The following is a 20368-nucleotide window of genomic DNA, read 5'->3' as shown; positions in this document are numbered from 1 at the left end:
TTCGGCGTGGGCACGGTGGGCCGGCGGCGCGAGGCAGCGCCAGCCCACCGGGTCAGGTACGGCTCGGCCGGGCGCCGAAGCGGCCGACGAAGAGCGCGAGCAGGATGACGCCGCCGTAGACCGCGTTGATCCAGAAGGTCGGCACGCCCGCGAGGGTGAGCACGTTCGTCAGTGTGCCGAGCAGCAGCACGCCCAGCAGCGCGCCGACGATGCGGCCCTGGCCGCCCGTGAGCTGCACGCCGCCGATCACCGCAGCGGCGAGCGCGCTGAAGATCAGGTTCTGACCCATTCCGCTCGTGACCGAGGCGAGGCGCCCGGCGAGCATCAGACCGGCGAAAGAAGCCAAGGTGCTGGCGACGATGAAGGTGGTGATGAGCACCGCATCCACCCGGATGCCCGCGGCACGGGCAGCGTCGGCGTTGCCGCCGATGGCGTACAGCGCACGACCCCAGGCGGCGTAGCGCAGCACGAGCGCGGCGATCACGAACAGGATTCCTGTGACCCAGATCGCGGCCGGGACGCCGAACCAGCGGGCCGAGCCGATGTAGCGGAAGGCGTCGGGCAGCCCGGCGAGTGTCTTGCCCTGGCTGACGCCGAGCGTGATGCCGCGCAGCAGGATCAGCATCGCGAGACTGACGATGAAGGGATCGAGTTTCACCTTCACCACGAGCAGGCCGTTGAAGAGGCCGATGAGCGCGCCGATCACGAGCGTGAGCAGGATCGCCACGAAGGGGTTGATCATCGTGCCGAGTCCGCCCATCGCGGCCGGGATCAGCAGCCAGGCGGCGACCATCGGCGCCAGGCCGACGGTCGACTCGAGCGAGATGTCGAGCTTGCCGGTCAGCAGGATGAAGGTCAGGCCGATGACGACGATGCCGAGCTCGGCCGACTGACGCAGGATCAGCGTGAGGTTCGGCGCCGTGAGGAACGCGGGGCTCACGATCGCGCCGATGACGGCGACGATGATGAGGCCGGGCAGGACGCTGAGCTCGCGCACGTTGCGCACGACGGATCCGAGGAACGGACTGCGCCCTGACGGGACGGTGATGACGGTGGTGCGTGCGCTGTTCACGGGGTTCACTCCAGGCCTTCGATGGCTCGAACGATGTCTTCTTCGGTGGGTTCGGCGAGCTCGGCCGCGATGCGGCCCTCGCGCATGATGAGGACGCGCGAGCTGACGAGCAGCTCCTCGACGTCATCGGAGATGAGCACGACGGCGACACCGTCGGCGAGGGCGCGCAGGATGAGCGCGTAGATCGCGTCCTTCGCGGCGATGTCGACGCCGGCGGTCGGTGAGATCAGCACGAGCACGCGCGGATCGCGGGCGAGCGCGCGGGCGAGCACGACCTTCTGCTGGTTGCCGCCGCTGAGACCGGAGACCGCGAGGGCGGGGTTCGGCGGAACGAGCGCGACGTCCTGGATGAGGGTGCGCGACATCTCGTTCTGCTTGCGCGGCGAGAAGAAGCCCGCCGGTGCGAGCCGGTCCATGACGCCCATGGTCATGTTCTCGGCGACGCTGAGCTGGGGCACGTAGCCGTCCTTGTGACGGTCGGCGGGCACGAAGCCGACGCCCGCCTTCTGACTGGCTTTGACCTTGCCGGTGGGGATGACCTCGCCGTCGGCGAGCACCGATCCCGAGCCGAGCCGGCGCAGACCGGCGATAGCCTCGCCGACCGAGTACTTGCCCGATCCGCCGACGCCGCCGATGGCGACGAGCTCGCCCGGCGCGACGCGGAACGACACGTCGGTGAACGCGCCGCCCTTCTCGGTGGCCGAGCGCAGCTCGAGCGCCGGCGCCGTGTCGGTCGCCGTCGCGGCCGCGCTCTCGACCCGGTGGCGTCGCTGCTCCTGGCCCGCGAGCAGGGCCTCCACCAGGTCGTCGGACTTCACGTCGTCGCCGGTGCGCGACCAGAGCAGCTTGCCGTCGCGCAGCACGCTGGCGGAGTCGCAGATCGCGGTGACCTCGCGCAGGAAGTGCGAGACGAAGACGAAGGTGACGCCGTCGTCCTGTAGCTCCTGCACCTTGTCGAAGAGCCGGCGGATGGCCGAGCCCTCGAGCTGCACCGTGGGCTCGTCGAGCAGCACGATGCGGGTGCCGGCGTCGAGCGCCTTCGCGATCGTGAGCATCTGACGCTCCTCGATCGGGGCGTCGGAGAGCAGCGACTTCGGGTCGAGATCGATGCGCCACTCCGAGAGGATGCGCTCCGCCTCGTTCTGCATCGTGCGCCACGACACCGACGGCCCGTTGCCGGGCAGGCGCCCGGCGAACAGGTTCTCGGCGATCGTGAGGTTCGTGAACACCGACGGACGCTGGTAGACGCAGGCGACGCGCTGCTGCCATGCCTTCGCGTCGGAGGCCGGCGGCGCCTCCTCGCCGAAGAAGCGCACCGCTCCGGTGTCGGGGGTCTCGAGGCCGGTGATCATGCGCAGGAGCGTGGACTTGCCGGCGCCGTTGCGGCCGATCAGTCCGTGCACCTGGCCGGGGAGGATCGAGACGGAGACGTCCTGCAGCGCCTTCGTCGCACCGTAGGTCTTGCTGACGCGATCGATCTGGATCGCGGGAACGGTGGTGGATGGGGTTGTCATGACGTCTCCGTCTCGCTTCCGGTCGGAGTTACTTCGAGGCGCCGAAGGCCTCGAGGGCGAACTTCTTGTTTCCCCAGAGCTCCGGGTCCTCGACGTTGTCCTTCGTCACGACGGGCGTCGGCAGCAGATCGACGAGGTTGCCCTTGCGCTTCTCGATGACGCTGCCGTGGTCGGTCTTGCCGACCTTGAACTTCTCGCCCTTGATCGCGCGCACGAGGTAGTCGGCGCCGTAGTCGATGTAGTCGGTCATCGGCTGCGCGACGGCAGCGTCGAGGTAGCCGTCACGGATCGCGGTCATCGCCATCGGGCTCGCGTCCACCGAGACCTGCACGATGTGCCCCTCTTCGCCGACGGCCTTGAGCTTGCCGAGCGACTTGAGGGTGTCGAGGATGGTGGGGAAGAAGGTCGCATCGCTCTGGTTGTAGATGCCCGCGATGTTGTCGTACTGGTTGAGCGCCGTCTCGATGCCGGTGGCGGCCTTGGCCGGGTCCCACTCGGTGGCGACGTTGACGAGCTTCACGTCGGGGTACTTCTTCTTCATGCAGTCGTTGAAGCCGTTGGTGCGGTCGCGGCCGTTGGAGGTGACCGGGTCGCCGTCGAGCGTGATCACGGCCGAGCCGGCCTTGACGCGCTTGCCCATCTCCTCGCACGCGAGCTCGCCCATGTGCACGTTGTCGGCGCGGACGATCATGGCGATGTTGCCGGAGGCGGGCGCCTCGTCGATCGCGACGATCGGCACGTTCTGGTCGTTCGCGTACTCGATCGCGGGGACGATGGCGTCGGCGTCGCCGACGGAGATCACGAGGCCCTTGGCACCCTTGTTGATGAGCGTCTGGATGTCGGTGATCTGCTGCGCCGGGTCGCGATCGGCGTTGGTCGCCGGGATGGTCGCGTAGCCGAGCTTCTTGAAGCGCTCCATCGAGCCGACGTTCTCGGCGTTCTGGAACGGGTCGGTGTGCGGCTGGGAGTAGCTCAGCTGGGTGTCGGCCGGCTTGGCGTCGCCGCCGGCGGCGGCTCCCGTCGAGCAGCCGGCCAGCAGCAGGGCGCCGACGCCCAGGACCGCCACCCCCGTGATTGCCGTGATTCGCATTGCAGACTTCCTCTCTGAAGTAGCAAGACACGTACGCGATCTCCGTTGATCCGGCATCGTCGCGCGGTCTGTACGTCTTGTCCGTACAGAAAGTACAGCATCTGCACATCCGTGCAAGACAGGCGATGCGGTCTACCCCAGTTCGTGACCGGATCGTGCCTGACGACAGATGCTCACCGGCACCGCGGCGGTGAGCTTGCGATCCGCGCGATCCCGTCGCCGGGAAAAGCAGAACGTCCGGCGGTCGCGCCACACGACCGCCGGACGTTCCGGCCTTGCTTCAGGGCGTCAGACGCCCGGGTTCTCACGCCGAGGTGAGGTCCTTCGCGACCGGGGAGCCGAGGCGCTTGGCCTGGCCCGGGTCCTGGTCGGTGCGCAGCACCAGGGTGACGATCGCGCCGACCACGTAGAGGCCCGCGAACACCCAGATGAGCGCCGTGATGTTCGCCACGCCGCCGAGCAGCGCGACGAGCGCCGGGCCGACGAAGGCCGAGAGTCCCGCGGCGAGGGTGTAGACGGCGAGGGCGCTGCCGCGATCCTCGACCTTGACCATCGACGGCACGAGGGCGGTGAGCGGCACGAAGCCGGCCAGGCCGATGCCGAAGACGGCCCAGCAGATCACGGTGACCCAGAAGTTCGGACCGATCGCGAGCGGCACGTAGTAGAGCGCGAGCACGCCGACGGCGCACATGACGCAGCCGAACCAGGTGACCGTGCGCTTCCAGCCGAAGCGGTCGCCGATGATGCCGAAGAACAGGTTCGCGAAGATGTTCGCCGTGTAGACGATCGTCACGACCAGCAGATAGTTCTCCTGCGTGAAGCCGACCTGCTTGACGAAGAAGAACGGGGCGACCACGAAGAGCGCGAAGTTCGGCGTCGTGTTGACCAGGCGCACGAAGGCGCCGGCCGCGACGCGCTTGTCGCGCCAGAGGATCGTGAGGCCCTTCGCGAGCTCGGACATCGCCCCCGCCGAATCCGGCTGGGTCGGGCCCGCGTGACGCAGATCGCGCACGCCGAAGTACGCGATCAGCAGACCGGCGAGCACGATGACCGCCGCGAGCCAGAAGGTGCCGAGCTCGCCGATGTGCGGGATGGTCCAGCTCGCGACGAGCGAGCCGATCGTGGGCAGGCCCGCGCCGAAGACGAACCAGAACCATCCGACGCTCGAGCCGCGCTGGTGCGCCGGTGTCGCCGTGTTCAGCCAGACCAGGAAGGCGTAGGCGAAGAAGGGGTAGCCGATGCCGCGCAGGGCGTAGGCGACGATCGCGAGCCAGGTCACGTGCGCGCCGATGCCGACCGCGAGGAACACGACCTCGAGCACGACCCAGGCGATGCCGCCGATGAGCATGACGCGGCGCGGGCCGAGGATGCTCGACAGGGTTCCGGCGAACCAGGATCCGACCGCGACGAAGATGCCGTAGAGGCTGATCGTGATCGCGGCCGCGTTCTCCGACAGACCCGGCTGCTCGGCGAGGAAGGTCGACAGGTAGTTCGATTCGACGCCGTCGCCGATCATGAACAGCAGCACCCCGACGAAGCCGAGGAACAGCGGCGCCGGGATGCCGACCCGGTCGAGGAGTCGCGCGGCAGCGTTGCCCGAGCGCTCGGTCATGAAGCATCTCCCTTGATTGCGAGGAAACCGCATCCTTGTACGGCTTGTACGTACAGACTACACACGACGGTCAACGCGGATGCGCACGGGTCCGACGGAGGATCATCCCCCGACTCGCGCCTCGCCACCAACCCCGCGATCTGGGCACGGGGGCACCGTCCCGGCGCGCTCGCCGCCGAGGTGTTCCGGCCGTCGCCGATGCGACGCCCCGGCGCGAAGGAGTATCGTGCGATCGGTGTGCGCACTCGCGCGCGCGACTCGACTTTTCCTCGCCAGCGTGCCCGAACCAGAAGGAGGCGCCGTGAGCTCTTCGACCTTCGCGATCGTCGCGCGTCTCGACGCCGACCGCGCCGACGCCGACGACCTGACCACCGCCCAGCGGATCGTGCGCGACATCGTCGACTACATGGTCGCTCTGGGCGCCCGCTTCGACGCGGTCGCCCACGCCGAAGCCGGCGTGCCGGTGGATGCGGCAGCCACATCCGTCGACTACGTCACCCCCGCGAGCACCTCTCCCGCCCCCGGCGCGCACCGCTTCGAGATCGACGCCACCGGCGATCGCGCGCGCTTCCTCGCGATCGGCATGGTCGAGCTGTCGTCCGCCCTCAGCACCGCCGGCGCGCGCGTCCGCGGCCTCATCGAGCGCCACCGCTGGCAGCCCGACGACGACGGACGCGACGTGATCGCGCCGATCATGGAAGCCCTGCAGCGCCTCGGCGCGACGATCTCGAGCGACAGCGCCGCCTCGGCCGCCGGCACCGCCGGTTCGGCCGCTGGCGCCGGCAGCGCCGCCGTCCCGCTCGTGAGCGGCACCGCCGCATCCACCGCCGACCGCTCGTGGATGCCCGACCTCGACCTCGTGCCCGTGCAGTCGCTGCTCGAGGCCGTGCGTCGTCGCCTCGACCTCACCTCACTCAGCTGGGTGCGCCCGGCCTACTGAGCCGACGGCACCGGGCCTCCGGGTCGCGACGCTCGACGCGGCTGCTCCCGCGGTCGCGGAGACTCGACGAGCCACGACCGCCGAAGCGGACCGGGCCGCGTGTACGACGCAGCCCCCGCGAGGTGCCAGAGTTGACCCGATGAGCACCTCAGCCGCCGAACCCCTGCACCCCGCCACCGCCGCCGTCGTGGCCGGGCGCCCCGAGCCGGTCGCCGACGCGCCCCTCAACACCCCCGTCGTCTTCGCCTCGACCTTCGTCGGGGGCGGCGACCTCGAATACGGCCGCTTCGGCAACCCGACCTGGACGGCGCTCGAAGACGCCATCGGCGCACTCGAGGGCGGCGACGCTCTCGTCTTCGCCTCGGGCATGGCCGCCACCAACGCAGTGCTCGCGACCCTGCCGATCGGCGCGAAGGTCGTCGCCCCGACGCACGCCTACCTCGGCTCGCTCACGCAGCTCGACGAGGGTCAGGAGCGCGGCGCGCTGACCCGGGTCTACGTCGACATCTCCGACACGGATGCCGTGCTCGCCGAGCTCGACGACGCCGCCGTGCTCTGGATCGAGTCGCCCACCAACCCCGCCCTCGAGGTCGCCGACCTCGCGACGCTGCTCGCCGCCGCGCACGCGAAGGGGGTGCTCACCGTCGTCGACAACACCTTCGCGACGCCGATCCTGCAGCGTCCGCTCGAGCTCGGCGCCGACGTGGTGCTGCACTCGGCCACCAAGTTCCTGTCGGGCCACAGCGACGCCGTGCTCGGCGCGCTCGTCGTGCGCGACGCCGAGCTGAAGGCTCGCCTGATCAGCCGCCGCACCATCCTCGGCGCCACGGCCGGCCCGATGGAGGTCTACCTCGTGCTGCGCGGCCTGCGCACGCTGGCGCTGCGCGTCGAGCGCGCGTCGGAGAACGCGGCCGCGCTGGTGGAGCGCCTGTCGGGTCACCCCGCGCTGACCGAGCTGCGCTACCCGGGCTTCGGCGCGATCATCGCGCCCGTCTTCGCGGATGCCGCGAGCGCCGAGCGCTTCGTCGCCGCCGCCCGCCTGGCGCGCTTCGCGACCAGCCTGGGCGGGGTCGAGACGACCCTCGAGCGCCGCCGCCGCTGGTCGGGCGAGGTCGTGACGATCCCCGAGGGCCTCGTGCGTGTGTCGGTCGGCATCGAGCACATCGACGACCTCGCCGCCGACCTGACGCAGGCACTCGACGCGGCGGTCGCCGGCGCCTGAGGCCCTGCGCCGCACCCTGCACAGCGCTCCCCGCGGCGCGACTCCACCCGCATGCTCCCCGAGTTGCCCACTTCCGCGGCGTGCCGCGCTCGGCATCCCGCGGAACTGGGCAACTCGTGAATGCGCGCGGACGACTCTCCGCGAGTTGCCCACTTCGTTCGGGTTGGGCTGCCGTAACCCAGCCGAAGTGGGCAACTCGACGGCATCCATGACCCGGTGACCCCGAGTTGCCCGCTTCCGCGGCATGCCGGCCTCGGGATCCCGCGGAAGTCGGCAACTCGGGGTCACATGCCCGGGATCACCGCGGCGGGGTCTCCCAGGGGGCATGGATAGCGTGGATGCGCCGCCTGACGCCCTCCCGGAAAGGACCGCGCTGGTGACCTCACCCGCAGCACCTGACGCCGCATCCACGTCGCTCGTCGACCCGACTCCGCCCGAGCGCACGCCGCGCGGGCTGCTCAGCCGGCTCGCCACGCCGAGCGATTCAGCCACGCGGGTCAGTCGCCTCGGGCGCATCTTCATCGCGATCGCCACGCTCGAGGCGGTGACCTGGGCGGGGCTGCTCGTCGGGATGTTCCTGAAGTACGTGACCGAGACCACCGACCACGTCGTGACCGTGTTCGGCACGGCGCACGGCGGGGCGTTCCTCGTCTACGGCGCGCTGTCGATCGTGTGCGCGATCGCGTTCCGCTGGCGCTGGTGGGTCACCCTGCTGGCGCTGGCCGCGGCGGTGCCGCCGCTCGTGACCGTGCCGCTCGAACTCTGGATGCGACGTCGCCGGCTGCTGCATCGCGAGCCGGCTGCCGCATCCACCACGGTCGGTACGCCCGCCTAGTCCGACTCCGCGACGCCGCCGCCCCCGGCACCGCCGATCGCGGCGCCCTCGACCCCGGCGCCACCGATCTCGGCGCGCAGCCGGGCGACGGTCTGCTGCCATCCGGGCCGCATCGCGCCGAGCAGCTCGCGCGCCACGTGCTCGTCGAGGTGCACCGGGAAGTCGAGGTCGAGCGTGAGCAGCGTGCCCGGCGCGCCGTCGACCTCGGCGTCGACGAAGGTCAGCGTGGTGACGGGGGCGTCGTCGATCGCGGGTCCGGCGAGCTCGGGCCATCCGCCCACCGCGCCGAAGACGAAGACGAGCCGTTCGTCGGGGACGATCTCGCGGTAGACGCCGCCGGTCACGTAGCGCGTCTCGGCGTCGATGACCATCGTCTGCCGCCAGGCGCCGCCCACGCGCAGGTCGACCTCGGTCGGCTCGGCCGGGCGGGGCTGCTCGTCGTTGAAGAACCAGTCGAGGTGCGCGGGGTCGGTCCAGGCGCGGAACACCCGGTCACGCGGAACGGGGAAGCGCCACGTCAGGGTGAAGCCATGGCGCTCGGTGGCGGCGGGTCCGGTGGATGCGGGGGCCGGGTCGGTCATGTCACTGCTCCTTCGCGGTGGGTGAGGCGGATGCGCGCAGCTGCGCGTCGAGCCGGGCGAGCCGGCTGCCGAAGAAGCGGCGGTACGGCTCCATCCAGGCGTCGGCGTCGGCGAGCGCGGCCGGCTCGAGTCGGCAGGGGCGCCAGCGGGCGTCGCGTCCGCGGCTGATGAGTCCGGCATGCTCGAGCACCTTCAGGTGCCGCGAGATCGCGGGCAGGCTGATGTCGTGCGGTGCGGCGAGCTCGGTCACGGTCGCCTCGCCTTCGACGAGCCGGGCGAGCATGGCGCGCCGGGTCGGGTCGGCGAGTGCGGCGAAGGTGCCGCTGAGTGCGTCGTCGGCCATCGCATCCTCACTTAACGAATGTGTTAATTATGCGCGCCGATGCCGACCTGTCAAGGATCCGGCCGACGCCCACGGTCCACTCCCCCGCGATCGGCCCGCCGCCGGCAACGCGGTCGCAACCGCCGCCGCCCTAGGCTCGAGCAGTGAGCGACGCACCCGGTCCCGACGGAGGATCCCGCGCATCCACCGGCATCGCGGCCACGCACGGATGGCTGCGCGTCGCGCCGATCGTCGTCGCGCTCGCGTGGGGTGGCAACCACTTCGTTCCGCTCATGCAGCTCTACGAGCGTGTCTACGGCTACTCGACCGTCGAGGTCGACCTCTTCCTCGCGTTCTACGTGATCGGCCTCGTACCCGGCTTCGCACTGGCGGGCGCGTGGAGCGACCGCTGGGGCCGCAAGCCGGTCATGCTCGGCGGGCTGGTGATCGGCGTGGCCGGCAGCGTCATCCTCGCCACCGCCAGCTCGAGCGTGGTCGGGATGAGCGTCGGCCGTCTCGTGTGCGGCGTCAGCGTCGCGGTCGGCATGGTCGTCGGCAGCAGCTGGATCAAGGAGCTGTCGGTCGCGTCCGGTCACTCCACGGCGGGAGCTCGTCGTGCGGCGCTGTCGCTGACCGCCGGCTTCGGCGGCGGCGCCGGGATCGGCGGGGTGCTCGCGCAGTGGGCGCCGCTGCCGACGGTGCTGCCCTACGCGGTGCAGATCGCGGCGACGATCCTCGCCGGCGTCGTGCTGCTGCGGGCGCCGGAGACGCGGATGCCCGACCCGACCGTGCGCTCGCTGCTCGGCGATCTGCGCATCCCCCGTCACGCCCGCCGCCGTTTCGTGCGCACCGTGCTCCCGCTCGCGCCGTGGGTCTTCGCGGCGCCGGCGCTCGCCTTCGCGGTCGGACCGAGCCTCGTCGCGGGCGAGACGGGTGAGCTGCGCGTCGGCTTCGCGACCCTCGCGACGGTCGTCACGCTGGGCACGGGCACGGTCGTCCAGCTGCTGTCGGCGCCGATCGCCCGGCTCACGCGCGGCCGCCACGGCGTGCTCGGCATGGCGCTGATCGCCGTCGGCGCGGTGCTGCTCATCCCCGCGGCCGTCACCGGTTCGATCCCGGCGGTGCTCGTCGCGGCCCCGCTCTTCGGCGCCGGCTACGGCCTCTGCATGGTCTTCGGCCTCGCCGCCGTGCAGGACATGGCGACGCCGCACGACCTCGCCGGCCTCACGGCGGTCTACTACTCGATCACCTACGCCGGCTTCTTCCTGCCGGCGCTGCTCGCGGTGCTCGCCCCGCTCGTGTCGTTCGCGGGCGCGCTCATCGGCACCGCGGTCGTGCTGCTGGGATGCGCGGCGCTCGTCGTGCGCGGCCTGCGCCGCGGCTGCGCGGGGGTCTAGAACCCGTCCGCGCCGCCGCGGAGCGCGGCCGTCACTCGCCCGCGGTGACCGCCCGCGCGAAGTTCGCGGCGTGCTCGGCCAGGCGCTGCATCCGCTCGCGCTTCGCGGCCTCGATGTCGTAGCCGATGTAGGCCGGCGGCGGCGGGGTGCGGACGTTCGCCGAGCACTCGAACTCCGAGCAGAGCAGGGTGCCGAGGGTGTCGCCCTTGCGGCCCGCGGCGCCGGCGCGCTTCGCGCTGAAGAAGACGACGTCGTTGGGCAGGCGCACATCCTGGCACCACGAGCACTGCGCACGGGTGCGCGGGGCGGCGTCGGCCTGACGCAGCAGGACGCCGACCAGACCCTGCCCGTCGGGGGCGGTCTCGTCGGGCACCGGCAGCACCAGGTAGGCGCGGCGGGCGAGCTTGCGGTCGCGCCAGCCGAGGTAGTCGAGCTGACCGAAGTCGATCTCGTCGAGCTCGGGCAGGGTCAGCGAGGCGACCTCCTTGCGGGAGGCGTTGACGAAGGAGGCGCGGAGCGCCTGCTCATCGATGGGGAACATGGGAGTGAGGCCTTTCGGATCCGCTGCGCGCGAAGGCGCGGCGTGAACGGAGTCCGGCGACACGACGGCGACGCTGCGCGCGCACGAGGGCAGCGTCATCCGGGACCGGGGCGACGCGGGGTCGCGCGCGCGAGCGGTTCGGGATGCGGGCCGTCGAGATGCGAGCCGGACGGGAGGAGAGGTGGATGCGCGGGGTCGCGAGACCGCGACTACCTGGTGCCGGCGCAGAACGCGCCGGCGACCTCCTCACGCCCGTGGGGCGTCGTGTTCCCGTTCTTCACGCCTCCAGGCTACGCCCGCGCGTCAACCCCGCGCCGGCACATCCGCCGTCTGCTGCCCGCCACGATGCCCCGATCCGAGACCCGCTTCTTACTCCCCCAAGTGGCGCTCGTCGGGGCCGACGTACTGCGAGAGCGGGCGGATGAGGGCGTTCGCCTCGAGCTGCTCCATCACGTGCGCCGTCCAGCCGACGACGCGCGCGGCCACGAACAGCGGCGTGAACGTCTTCGTGTCGAAGCCGAGCAGGTGGTAGGCCGGGCCGCTCGGGTAGTCGAGGTTCGGCTTGATGCTCTTCTTCGCATCCATCGCGTCGGCGAGGCGGTGGTAGAGCGCGACGAGCTCCGGCCCGCGGTCAGCGGGGACCTCGGCGCCGCCGGCGCCGCGGAACTCGCCCGATTCGACGAGCTTCTCGAAAGCGGCCTGCATCGTCGGCACGCGCGAGTCGCCGTTCTTGTAGACGCGGTGGCCGAAGCCCATGATCTTGCGCTTCTCGGCGAGCGCCGCATCCAGCCACGCCTCGGCGCCGTCGGCCGAGCCGATCTCGTCGAAGACGTCCATCACGGCCTCGTTCGCGCCGCCGTGCAGCGGGCCCTTGAGAGCGCCGATCGCCGCGACGACCGCCGAGTGCAGGTCGGCGAGCGTCGACGTGACGACGCGCGCCGTGAAGGTCGAGGCGTTGAAGGAGTGCTCGGCGTAGAGCACCATCGACACCCGGAACGCCTCGGCGGCCGCGTCGCTCGGCTCGTCGCCGAAGGTCATCCAGAGGAAGTTGCGCGAGTAGTCGAGGTCGTCGCGCGGCGCGACCACGTCGAGTCCGTGGCGGCGACGCTGGTCGTAGGCGACGATCGCCGGGATCGCCGCGAACAGCCGCTCCGACTTCGCCAGATTCGCCTCACGGCTCGCGTCGGCGGTCTGCGGGTCGTTCGCGCCGAGAACGCTGACGGCGGTGCGCACGACATCCATCGGATGCGCGCTCGTCGGCGTCAGATCGATCGCCGCCTTCACGTTGTCGGCCAGGGCGCGGCCGGCCCGCTCGCGTGCCGTGAACTCCGCCAGCTCGGCCTCGCTCGGCAGCTCGCCGTGCCAGATCAGCCAGGCGACCTGCTCGTAGGAGAGCGACGCCGCCAGCTCCTGCACGGGATAGCCGCGGTACAGCAGCGAGTTCGTCTCGGGGTTGACCTTCGAGATCGAGGTCGTGTCGACGACGACGCCCGCGAGGCCCTTCTTGATGTCGGTCGTGTCGGTCATGTCGCTCCTTCGCGGGGCCTCGTGAGGCGGATGCGCCCGGTGCGGGCGGCGGTCTAGGTCAGTGTGCGCCCACGGGCGCACGGTTCACAGGATGGATGCGCGGCTCTCGCCCGGCGCTCAGCCCGGCGCCGCGCATCCTCAGGCCTGACGGTTGTTCGTGAGGTCGAAGGTGAAGATGCCCGCGTCGAACTCCGAGTAGCCGGAGTAGTCGACGAGCTCGTAGAGGCGGGCGCGGGTCTGCATGCTCGGCACCTGGCTCTGCAGCGAGCCCTCGGCCGCAAGCGCGTCGAGCCCGCGCTCGGCGGCGCCCATCGCCAGGCGCAGCAGCGACACCGGGAAGATCACCAGGTTCACGCCGACGCTCGCGAGCTGCTCCACCGTGAAGAGCTCGCTCTTGCCGAACTCGGTCATGTTCGCCAGCACCGGCACGTCGACCGCGGCGCGGATCGCGGCGAACTCCTCGAGCGTCGCCATCGCCTCGGGGAAGATCGCGTCGGCGCCCGCATCCACCAGCGCCTTGGCCCGGTCGACGGCGTCGCGCAGCCCCTGCTCTCCCCCGGCGACGCCGCGGATGTCGGTGCGCGCCATGATCAGGAAGTTCGCGTCGCGTCGCCCGGCCGCCGCGGCCGCGATGCGCTTCAGCGCGGTCGACTCGTCCACGACCTCCTTGCCGTCGAGGTGGCCGCAGCGCTTCGGGTTCACCTGGTCTTCGATGTGGATGCCGGCGACGCCCGCATCCTCCATCAGCTGCACCGTGCGCGCGACGTTCATCGGCTCGCCGAAGCCGGTGTCGGCATCCACCAGCGTCGGCAGGTCGGTGACGCGCGCGATCTGGCCCGCACGCTGCGACACCTCGGTCAGCGTCGTCAGGCCGATGTCGGGCAGGCCGAGGTCGGCGCTGAGCACGGCGCCCGAGACGTAGACGCCCTCGAAGCCCTTCTCCTGGATCAGCTGCGCGCTCAGCGGATTGAAGGCGCCGGGCAGCCGCAGCAGCTTCCCGCTCGCGAGCGCGGCCCGGAACGCCGCACGCTTCTCGTGCGGCGGGAGCGTCGACTGCAGCATCAGAACAGTCCCTTCGGGGAGTCGGGCAGGGCGCCGATCGGGGAGCCCTCGGTCACGCTGACGGTGAGCCCGCCGAGCTCGGCGGCGGTCAGCTCGGGCAGGCGCTCGGCCAGCGCCAGGAAGCGCTCGATCTCCGCGCCGGCGAGCACCGGCTCGGCCAGCTCGCGGAACTTGCGCACGTAGTCGGCGCGGGCGAAGGGCCGAGCGCCGAGCGGATGCGCATCCGCCACCGCGATCTCGTCGACGATGCGGCGTCCATCGGTCAACTCGATCTCGACGCGACCGCCGAAGGCCTTCTCAGCCGGATCGATCGAGTGGTAGCGGCGCGTCCACTCCGCATCCTCGGTCGTCGTGATCTTGTGCCACAGCGCGACCGTGTCGGGGCGGCCCGCCCGCTCGGGGGCGTAGGAGTCGGCGTGGTGCCAGATGCCGTCCTGCAGGGCGACGGCGAAGATGTACGGCACCGAGTGGTCGAGCGTCTCGCGGCTCGCGGTCGGGTCGTACTTCTGCGGGTCGTTCGCGCCCGAGCCGATCACGTAGTGCGTGTGGTGACTCGTGGCGATGAGGATGCTCGCCACGTTCGCGGGGTCGCGCAGCTCGGGATGCTCGGTTCCGAGCTTGCGGGCCAGGTCGATCCAGGCCTGCGCCTGGTACTCGGCCGAGTGCTCCTTCGTGTACGTGTCGAGGATGCCGCGCTTCGCCTCGCCCGCGGCCGGAAGCGGGACCTCATAGCGCGCATCCGGCCCGTCGAGCAGCCAGCCGATCACGCCGTCTTCGCCCTCCCAGATCGGGCTCGGGCTGCTCTGCCCGCGGATCGCCCGGTCGACGGCCTCGATCGCCATCTTGCCGGCGAAGGCGGGGGCGTAGGCCTTCCACGTGGAGATCTCGCCCTTGCGCGACTGCCGGGTCGCCGTGGTCGTGTGCAGCGCCTGCCCGATCGCCTGGTAGATCACGGCCGGGTCGAGGCCGAGCAGCGTGCCGATGCCGGCGGCGGCGCTCGGGCCGAGGTGCGCGACGTGGTCGATCTTGTGCTTGTGCAGCGAGATGGCCTTCACCAGGTCGACCTGGATCTCGTAGCCGGTCGCGGCGCCGCGCACGAAGGCGGCGCCATCCCTCCCGGTGTGCTGCGCGACAGCGAGGATCGGCGGGATGTTGTCGCCCGGGTGCGAGTAGTCGGCCGCGAGGAAGGTGTCGTGGAAGTCGAGCTCGCGCACGGCCACGCCGTTCGCGAAGGCGGCCCACTCGGGACTGAAGCGGGTGGCGCCCGTGCCGCTCGGGTCGACGCCGAACACGGTGGCGCCGGGGGTCTTCGGGTTCGCCTCGGCCTGCCCGCGCGCGGCGACGACGGGCGCGCGGCCGAGGCTCGCGGTCGCGACGGCGGCGTTGTCGATCACGCGGTTGATGATCATGTCGACCACCTCCGGCTCGACGGCGACCGGGTCGGCGGCGACCTCGGCGACCTTCCACGCCAGCTGCTGCTCGCGGGGCAGCGGCTCCTCGCTGCGGTAGACGCGCAGGGGGTGCATGTTCATGGGCGGCCTTTCGTCGGGGCGGATGCGGGGGAAGCAGGGGCGGCGCCCGGCGTCGGCGCGGCGGACGCGGCGCCCGGCATCGGCGTCGGCGCCGGTGCCGCGGCCGTCGCGGCGGCGGATGCCGACTCGGCGCGGTCGAGGGTCGCGAGCAGGTGGGCGAGCGAGGCGCGCAGGTGCACGGTCGTCGCGGAGGCGGCGAGCACCTCGTCGCGATCGCGGATCGCGGCGCAGATCAGCCGGTGCTCCTCGGCCGCGCGCAGCAGCCGGTCGGCGTCGTCGGCCGCGTTGCGGCGGGCGCGCTGCAGGTGGGTGCGGATGCCTGCGAGCGCGGCCCGCAGCGCGGAGTTGCCCACCGCATCCGCCACCGCCGCATCGAAGTCGGCCACGACCGCGTAATACGCGTCGACGCCGCCCTCGTCGAGCGTGGATGCCGCCGCCGCGAAGCGATCGGCGAGCGTCGCGAAGACGGCCGGCTCGCCGCGGCGGGCCGCGAGGCGTCCGGCCTGCACCTCGAGCGGCTCGCGCACCTCGAACTGCTCGCGCACGCCGTCGGCCGACACGGCGGAGACCACAGCCGTGCGGCGGGAGGTGTCGACGAGGCCTTCCATCGAGAGTCGGGCGAGCGCCGAGCGCAGCGGCGTGCGCGAGACGCCGAGCTCGGCCGCGAGGTCGATCTCGCTCAGCACCGAGCCGGGGCGGCGACGCCAGGTGACGATGTCATCCCGCAGTCGCTCGTAGGCCGCCTCGCTCGCACGCATCGGGGACACCCTACGCTTCTGTATCCCGAGCGTGCATCCTGCGCCATTGAAGACGGCTTCGATTCACGTCCTGTATACCGAGGCGCCCGGATGAACCTGAGCGCGATCAGCCGCCCGTGTAGCGACCGGGGCGGTGGTTGAGGGCGACGATGCCGTTGAGCACGATGGCTCCGGCGGCCGAGACCGCGAAGACGAGGGGCGGCAGGACGGTGAGGGCGACGACGAGCACCGCCGCGTCCATGGCGAGCATGAGCCAGCCGGCGCGCCAGCCGAAGCGGTCCTGCAGGATCAGCGCGAGGATGCCGAACCCGCCCACGCTCGACTTGTGCCGGAACAGCGCCAGCACCCCCATTCCGCACAGCACGTTGCCCGCGATCGCGGCGTAGATCGGCGGCAGCTCGACCGGCGGCCAGAGCAGCGCGTGACCGGCGGCGCCGAGCGAGACGCCGACGATGCAGAGCAGCGAGCGCAGCGTGAAGCTCCAGCCGCGGCGGCCGATCGCGAGAGCGAGGAAGGGCAGGTTGACGAGCGCGAACAGCAGCGGGAACGACCATCCCGTCGCGTAGCTGATCGTCAGCGCGACGCCCGCGGTTCCGCCGGTGACGACACCGCCCGCCTTGAGCACGAAGAGTCCGAGGGAGACCAGCACGACGCCGACGAGCAGACCGGCGACGTCTTCGACACGGCCGTGCGGGATCGGGATGGCTGGGGCCGGTTCGGGATGCGGCGCCGGTGCGTCGGGATGCCCCGGTCCCGAGAGGTGCGGACGGGCCGGCTCGTGCGCCGACGGAACGGAGGCCGGGACCGCGGGGGTGGCCCAGCGCGGGAACGGGATGCGGAGGGTCACGCGTCGATCATCGACGCAGGTGCGCGTGAGGCTCCACCGATCCGGCCCGGATGCATCGATCTGCTTGCTCTGCTGTGGCTGACTGAGCAGAATGCGCACATGGATCGCATCGATCAGCTCGACGCCCGCATCCTGCGTGCCCTCGACGACGACCCCGCGGCGACGACGGTCGCGCTCTCCGCGACGCTCGGCGTCGCCCGCAACACGGTCACCGCGCGGCTCGCCCGGCTGCAGCGCGACGGGGTGCTCGCGACGCCCGGCGCCCGCGTCGATCCGCGCGCCCTCGGCTACGACCTCGTCGCGTTCGTCGAGGTCGTCGTGAGCCAGGGCAACGCGCAGCCGGCGCTCACCGAGCTGGCGCGCATCCCCGAGGTGATCGAGATCAACGCGACCTCCGGGCGGGCGGATGCGCTCGTGCGGGTCGTCGCGCGCGACACCGCCGACCTCTACCGCGTCACGAACGCGATGCTCGAGACACCCGGCGTGCTGCGCTCGAGCACGGCGATCGTGCTCACCGAGGCGCTGCCGCTGCGTGTGGCCCCGCTGCTCGACCGCCGCGCGTCGGGCGAGGGCTGACCCCGCGCGCGTTCCGCACATCCCGACGGCGCGAGGCGGGCACGGAGCGGTCGAGGCGCGCCGCGGGGTCGAGTGCGGGCCGGGCGTGATGAGCCGCCCGGCCCGGTCGTGAGGGCGGAGAGAGGATGCGCATCCCCTCTCCGCCCGGCGGTCGCGTCAGCCTGCGGACCCGACGCGACCACCGGATCCGCGACTCAGGCGGCCGACGCCCCGTCGAAGCGCATGACGATGCGGCCGTCGATCTGGCCGCGTTCCATGCGCTCGAAGATGTCGTTGATGTCGTCGATCGACTCGACGGCCACGGTCGGGTGGATCTTGCCCTGCGCGTAGAACTCGAGCGCCTCGGCGAGGTCCTGGCGGGTGCCGACGATGGATCCGCGGATCGTGATGGCGCGCAGCACGATGTCGAAGATGTTCGCCGGGAAGTCGCCCGGCGGCAGGCCGTTGAAGACGATCGTCGCACCGCGGCGGGCGACGCCGAGCGCCTGGCCGAAGGCCTTCGGGTGCACGGCCGTGACGAGCACGCCGTGGGCTCCGCCGGTGTGCGCCTGGATGTACTCGGCGGGGTCGTGCTCGGCCGCGTTGACGACCAGCTCGGCGCCGTGCTTCTTCGCGAGGGCGAGCTTGGCGTCGTCGATGTCGACCGCGGCGACGCGCAGCCCCATCGCGACCGCGTACTGCACGGCGATGTGGCCGAGCCCGCCGATGCCCGAGATGACGACCCACTCGCCCGGGCGGGCCTGGGTCATCTTGAGTCCCTTGTAGACCGTGACGCCGGCGCACAGCACAGGCGCGACCTCGACCGGGTCGGCTCCGGCGGGGATGCGGGCGGCGAACTTCTCATCCACCAGCATGTACTCGCCGAAGCTGCCGTCGACGCTGTAGCCGCCGTTCTGCTGCTCCTCGCAGAGCGTCTCCCAGCCGGTGCGGCAGTACTGGCAGTTGCCGCACGCCGACCACAGCCAGGCGTTGCCGACGATCTGGCCGACCTCGAGCAGCGTGACGTCGTCGCCGAGCGCGACGACCTCGCCGTAGCCCTCGTGTCCGGGGATGAGGTCGCCCTTCGGCGCGACCGGCCAGTCGCCCTTGGCGGCGTGCAGGTCGGTGTGGCAGACGCCGGTCGTGTGCACCTTCACGAGCGCCTGGTGCGGACCGGGCGTCGGGATGGGCACCTCGGCGATCGTCAGCGGGGCGCCCGGCGCGGTGACGACAGCGGCGCGCATGGTGCCCGAGGGGACGGCGCCGCGCTGGGCGGCGGGGGCGGGGATCGTGGTCGACATCGACTCTCCAGACTTCCTTGTCGTGGTGGCGCCGCGTCGAAGGGGGATGCGGCACCGCCGACGGTAGGCAGGCCGGGGTTGCGGGCGGTTGCGGTCCGGATGCAACGCCTGCACCGGCGGGGCGGCGCCGACTCGTCGAACCGCTACCCGCCGATCCCCCCGTGGATGCCGAGAGTCACCACCAGATAGCCGATGGCGAGAACGAGATAGGCGGCGCCGGCTGCGACGCCGATGCGACGGCGCGACACGGCCCCGACCTGGACGGCTGCGGCGGAGACCAGCCCGATGAGCACCGCCGTCACGACCGCTGACGCGAGCGCGGTGATGGCCGACTCGAGCGCGGCGTGCACGCCGGATCGACAGCCGAGCGCGTCATCGCCGCACCAGCCGAGGGTTCCCACGACGAATCCGACCGCACCGAGCAGCAGCACGAGCGGGACGGTCCAGAGCAGCCGGGCCCACCGCGGGCGTGGGGCCGGTCGGCGTCGCGCGGATCGGGGCTCGACGGCGAGCCAGACATCGGACCGGCGCGGGCCGGGTCGGGGATCGGTCACGGGACGGGGTCGCATTCTCAAGGTTGGTCCCCACGCTAGCGATTCACGAGAGATCGTCACCGCCCGCGTTGAGAGGCCACGGTGACGGGCGCGGGTCAGACCTCGTCGGCGCCGAAGCGGACGCGGGGGAAGAGCTCGGGGAGGTGAGAATCCCAGACGCCGTGCGGGCTCCACGACCAGCCGCCCGAGTCGTCGGGGCCGTGCTTCGCGACGTTGAAGCGCGAGACCTCGATGCGCCAGGCGTCGCCGGGGTTCGGCGGCACGGCGAAGCGCGGGGCGAGCGGGGCAGGCGGGGCGGGCGGGGCGGCCTCGGCATCCGCCCGCGCCAGCACCTCGAGGGACGACCACGGCACGGCGATCTCGACGCTCCACCCGCGGTCGACCTTCGACGGGTCGTTCAGGGTGCCGTCGACGTGCACGGCGGTGCGGAGCCCGGGCAGATCCCAGCCCCAGAACCCGGTGCGCAGTCCGCCCGGATGCGCGTAGCCGACGCCGTCGAACGCGAGGGCCTGCGGGTGGTCGGCGTGCAGCTCGGGCGGGGAGTCCGGCCCGAACGGCGTGCGCGACCGACCCCAGGCGAAGAGCACCTCGTAGATCGTGCCCAGCGCGTTGATCTCGAGCTCGTAGTACGCGCCGCGCCCCGCGGGCCCCTCGCCCGCGGCATCCGGCCCGGCGATGAACAGCTCGACGTCGTCGTCGCGCCAGATCTCGCTGTCGCGCTCGGTCAGCGTCGCCGTGACCTCCGGCTGCTCGACCCAGCATCCGACGTAGAGATGCTCGTCGTCCCAGAGGATCGCGGCCTCGGTCGCGAGGGCGGTGGATGCGCCGCTCACGAGATCGACGAACCGCGGCGAGCGCGGGGCGCGCTGCCAGCACGGTGCGGCGAGGCGTCCGTCGAGGGCCGGCGGCTCGGTGACCCGCAGCGCCGTGTACTCCGGCGGAGCGGCGACCGACAGCCGCTCGCTCGATTTCTCGACGCCCTCGACCGCGAAGACCGCGTCCCCCGACTCCTCCGGGCCGCCCGGGCCGTCCGCCATCCCGCTCGCGTCGCTCATGCCGGGAGGCTAGCCCGCCGCCCCGCCGAGGTCACGCGCCGGTAACCCGGG

Annotated in this window: 20 protein-coding genes; 5 read left to right on the top strand and 15 right to left on the bottom strand. The window is 71.9% G+C overall.

The genetic code is table 11. The features are described 5' to 3' along the window. Positions 1-52: 52 nt before the first annotated feature. The 4 genes from FJ657_RS16235 to FJ657_RS16220 form a co-directional block, all read right to left on the bottom strand. Positions 53-1072, bottom strand: a complete 1020-nt coding sequence (locus FJ657_RS16235) for an ABC transporter permease (protein ID WP_219995945.1) — start codon at positions 1070-1072, stop codon at positions 53-55. Between the two features lie 5 nt (positions 1073-1077). Then, complete coding sequence (locus tag FJ657_RS16230) at positions 1078-2586, bottom strand: sugar ABC transporter ATP-binding protein (RefSeq protein WP_141164757.1); 1509 nt, start codon at positions 2584-2586, stop codon at positions 1078-1080. Between the two features lie 28 nt (positions 2587-2614). Continuing rightward, the gene (locus tag FJ657_RS16225) at positions 2615-3676 is read right to left on the bottom strand and encodes a sugar ABC transporter substrate-binding protein (RefSeq protein ID WP_181409016.1); all 1062 of its coding nucleotides are present in this window, start codon (positions 3674-3676) and stop codon (positions 2615-2617) included. Positions 3677-3980: 304 nt separating this feature from the next. Next, on the bottom strand, positions 3981-5288 hold the full coding sequence (locus tag FJ657_RS16220) for an MFS transporter (protein WP_181409015.1): 1308 nt from the start codon (positions 5286-5288) through the stop codon (positions 3981-3983). A gap of 301 nt (positions 5289-5589) precedes the next feature. Between FJ657_RS16220 and FJ657_RS16215 the strand changes: the two genes are divergently transcribed. From FJ657_RS16215 to FJ657_RS16205, 3 genes are all read left to right on the top strand, one after another. Beyond that, a complete protein-coding gene (locus FJ657_RS16215; RefSeq protein WP_141164754.1) occupies positions 5590-6228 on the top strand; it encodes a hypothetical protein in 639 nt (212 codons plus the stop codon). Between the two features lie 139 nt (positions 6229-6367). Next, positions 6368-7450 carry a trans-sulfuration enzyme family protein gene (locus FJ657_RS16210; protein WP_141164753.1) on the top strand — a complete coding sequence of 361 codons (1083 nt, stop codon included), beginning with the start codon at positions 6368-6370 and terminating at the stop codon, positions 7448-7450. A gap of 376 nt (positions 7451-7826) precedes the next feature. Further along, a complete protein-coding gene (locus FJ657_RS16205; protein WP_255447400.1) occupies positions 7827-8285 on the top strand; it encodes a DUF3817 domain-containing protein in 459 nt (152 codons plus the stop codon). Here FJ657_RS16205 and FJ657_RS16200 read toward each other — a convergent pair. Both FJ657_RS16200 and FJ657_RS16195 read right to left on the bottom strand, forming a co-directional pair. Beyond that, positions 8282-8866, bottom strand: a complete 585-nt coding sequence (locus FJ657_RS16200) for an SRPBCC family protein (RefSeq protein WP_141164751.1) — start codon at positions 8864-8866, stop codon at positions 8282-8284. The two genes, FJ657_RS16205 and FJ657_RS16200, sit on opposite strands and share 4 nt — an antisense overlap. 1 nt (position 8867) lies before the next feature. Continuing rightward, positions 8868-9209 (bottom strand): ArsR/SmtB family transcription factor, encoded by a 342-nt coding sequence (locus FJ657_RS16195; RefSeq protein ID WP_141164750.1) that lies wholly within the window; start codon positions 9207-9209, stop codon positions 8868-8870. 143 nt (positions 9210-9352) lie between these two features. On the opposite strand from FJ657_RS16195, the gene FJ657_RS16190 reads away from it, so the two are divergent. Further along, entirely contained in the window at positions 9353-10585 is a 1233-nt protein-coding gene (locus FJ657_RS16190; protein WP_141164749.1) for an MFS transporter, read from the top strand. Between the two features lie 31 nt (positions 10586-10616). Here the strand turns inward: FJ657_RS16190 and FJ657_RS16185 are convergent, their stop codons facing one another. The 6 genes from FJ657_RS16185 to FJ657_RS16160 form a co-directional block, all read right to left on the bottom strand. Then, positions 10617-11126, bottom strand: coding sequence for an FBP domain-containing protein (locus tag FJ657_RS16185; protein WP_141164748.1), 510 nt, complete (start codon positions 11124-11126; stop codon positions 10617-10619). Between the two features lie 369 nt (positions 11127-11495). Next, positions 11496-12653, bottom strand: coding sequence for a bifunctional 2-methylcitrate synthase/citrate synthase (locus FJ657_RS16180; RefSeq protein ID WP_141164747.1), 1158 nt, complete (start codon positions 12651-12653; stop codon positions 11496-11498). A gap of 138 nt (positions 12654-12791) precedes the next feature. Next, positions 12792-13715, bottom strand: a complete 924-nt coding sequence (gene prpB / locus FJ657_RS16175) for a methylisocitrate lyase (protein ID WP_141164746.1) — start codon at positions 13713-13715, stop codon at positions 12792-12794. Beyond that, positions 13715-15247, bottom strand: coding sequence for an MmgE/PrpD family protein (locus FJ657_RS16170; RefSeq protein ID WP_141164745.1), 1533 nt, complete (start codon positions 15245-15247; stop codon positions 13715-13717). Before FJ657_RS16170 ends, prpB begins: the two co-directional genes overlap by 1 nt. Beyond that, entirely contained in the window at positions 15244-16005 is a 762-nt protein-coding gene (locus tag FJ657_RS16165; RefSeq protein WP_141164744.1) for a GntR family transcriptional regulator, read from the bottom strand. The genes FJ657_RS16170 and FJ657_RS16165 overlap by 4 nt, the downstream gene beginning before the upstream one ends. Positions 16006-16111: 106 nt before the next feature. Continuing rightward, positions 16112-16852, bottom strand: a complete 741-nt coding sequence (locus FJ657_RS16160) for a YitT family protein (protein WP_255447399.1) — start codon at positions 16850-16852, stop codon at positions 16112-16114. 99 nt (positions 16853-16951) lie between these two features. Here FJ657_RS16160 and FJ657_RS16155 point away from each other — a divergent pair, with 99 nt between their 5' ends. Continuing rightward, positions 16952-17428 (top strand): Lrp/AsnC family transcriptional regulator, encoded by a 477-nt coding sequence (locus tag FJ657_RS16155; RefSeq protein ID WP_141164743.1) that lies wholly within the window; start codon positions 16952-16954, stop codon positions 17426-17428. 194 nt (positions 17429-17622) lie between these two features. Here the strand turns inward: FJ657_RS16155 and adhP are convergent, their stop codons facing one another. The 3 genes from adhP to FJ657_RS16140 form a co-directional block, all read right to left on the bottom strand. Further along, on the bottom strand, positions 17623-18651 hold the full coding sequence (adhP, locus tag FJ657_RS16150; protein ID WP_141164880.1) for an alcohol dehydrogenase AdhP: 1029 nt from the start codon (positions 18649-18651) through the stop codon (positions 17623-17625). Positions 18652-18851: 200 nt separating this feature from the next. Continuing rightward, positions 18852-19262: a hypothetical protein gene (locus tag FJ657_RS16145; RefSeq protein ID WP_141164742.1), complete on the bottom strand. Its 411-nt coding sequence runs from the start codon at positions 19260-19262 to the stop codon at positions 18852-18854. A gap of 95 nt (positions 19263-19357) precedes the next feature. Continuing rightward, positions 19358-20317: a carbohydrate-binding family 9-like protein gene (locus tag FJ657_RS16140; protein WP_219995944.1), complete on the bottom strand. Its 960-nt coding sequence runs from the start codon at positions 20315-20317 to the stop codon at positions 19358-19360. Positions 20318-20368 lie beyond the last annotated feature (51 nt).

This window comes from Schumannella soli (assembly GCF_006517435.1).
In the GTDB taxonomy this organism is placed as follows: Bacteria; Actinomycetota; Actinomycetes; order Actinomycetales; family Microbacteriaceae; genus Schumannella; species Schumannella soli.
Note: the sequence above shows the minus strand (reverse complement) of the source record. Positions and strands in the feature narration are given on the sequence as shown.

Coding starts and splice junctions, on each gene's coding strand:
- FJ657_RS16230 (WP_141164757.1), bottom strand. CDS start 2,586: ATGACAACCCCATCCACCACCGTTCCCGCGATCCAGATCGATCGCGTC.
- FJ657_RS16225 (WP_181409016.1), bottom strand. CDS start 3,676: ATGCGAATCACGGCAATCACGGGGGTGGCGGTCCTGGGCGTCGGCGCC.
- FJ657_RS16220 (WP_181409015.1), bottom strand. CDS start 5,288: ATGACCGAGCGCTCGGGCAACGCTGCCGCGCGACTCCTCGACCGGGTC.
- FJ657_RS16210 (WP_141164753.1), top strand. CDS start 6,368: ATGAGCACCTCAGCCGCCGAACCCCTGCACCCCGCCACCGCCGCCGTC.
- FJ657_RS16200 (WP_141164751.1), bottom strand. CDS start 8,866: ATGACCGACCCGGCCCCCGCATCCACCGGACCCGCCGCCACCGAGCGC.
- FJ657_RS16195 (WP_141164750.1), bottom strand. CDS start 9,209: ATGGCCGACGACGCACTCAGCGGCACCTTCGCCGCACTCGCCGACCCG.
- FJ657_RS16185 (WP_141164748.1), bottom strand. CDS start 11,126: ATGTTCCCCATCGATGAGCAGGCGCTCCGCGCCTCCTTCGTCAACGCC.
- FJ657_RS16180 (WP_141164747.1), bottom strand. CDS start 12,653: ATGACCGACACGACCGACATCAAGAAGGGCCTCGCGGGCGTCGTCGTC.
- prpB (WP_141164746.1), bottom strand. CDS start 13,715: ATGCTGCAGTCGACGCTCCCGCCGCACGAGAAGCGTGCGGCGTTCCGG.
- FJ657_RS16170 (WP_141164745.1), bottom strand. CDS start 15,247: ATGAACATGCACCCCCTGCGCGTCTACCGCAGCGAGGAGCCGCTGCCC.
- FJ657_RS16165 (WP_141164744.1), bottom strand. CDS start 16,005: ATGCGTGCGAGCGAGGCGGCCTACGAGCGACTGCGGGATGACATCGTC.
- FJ657_RS16155 (WP_141164743.1), top strand. CDS start 16,952: ATGGATCGCATCGATCAGCTCGACGCCCGCATCCTGCGTGCCCTCGAC.
- adhP (WP_141164880.1), bottom strand. CDS start 18,651: ATGCGCGCCGCTGTCGTCACCGCGCCGGGCGCCCCGCTGACGATCGCC.
- FJ657_RS16140 (WP_219995944.1), bottom strand. CDS start 20,317: ATGAGCGACGCGAGCGGGATGGCGGACGGCCCGGGCGGCCCGGAGGAG.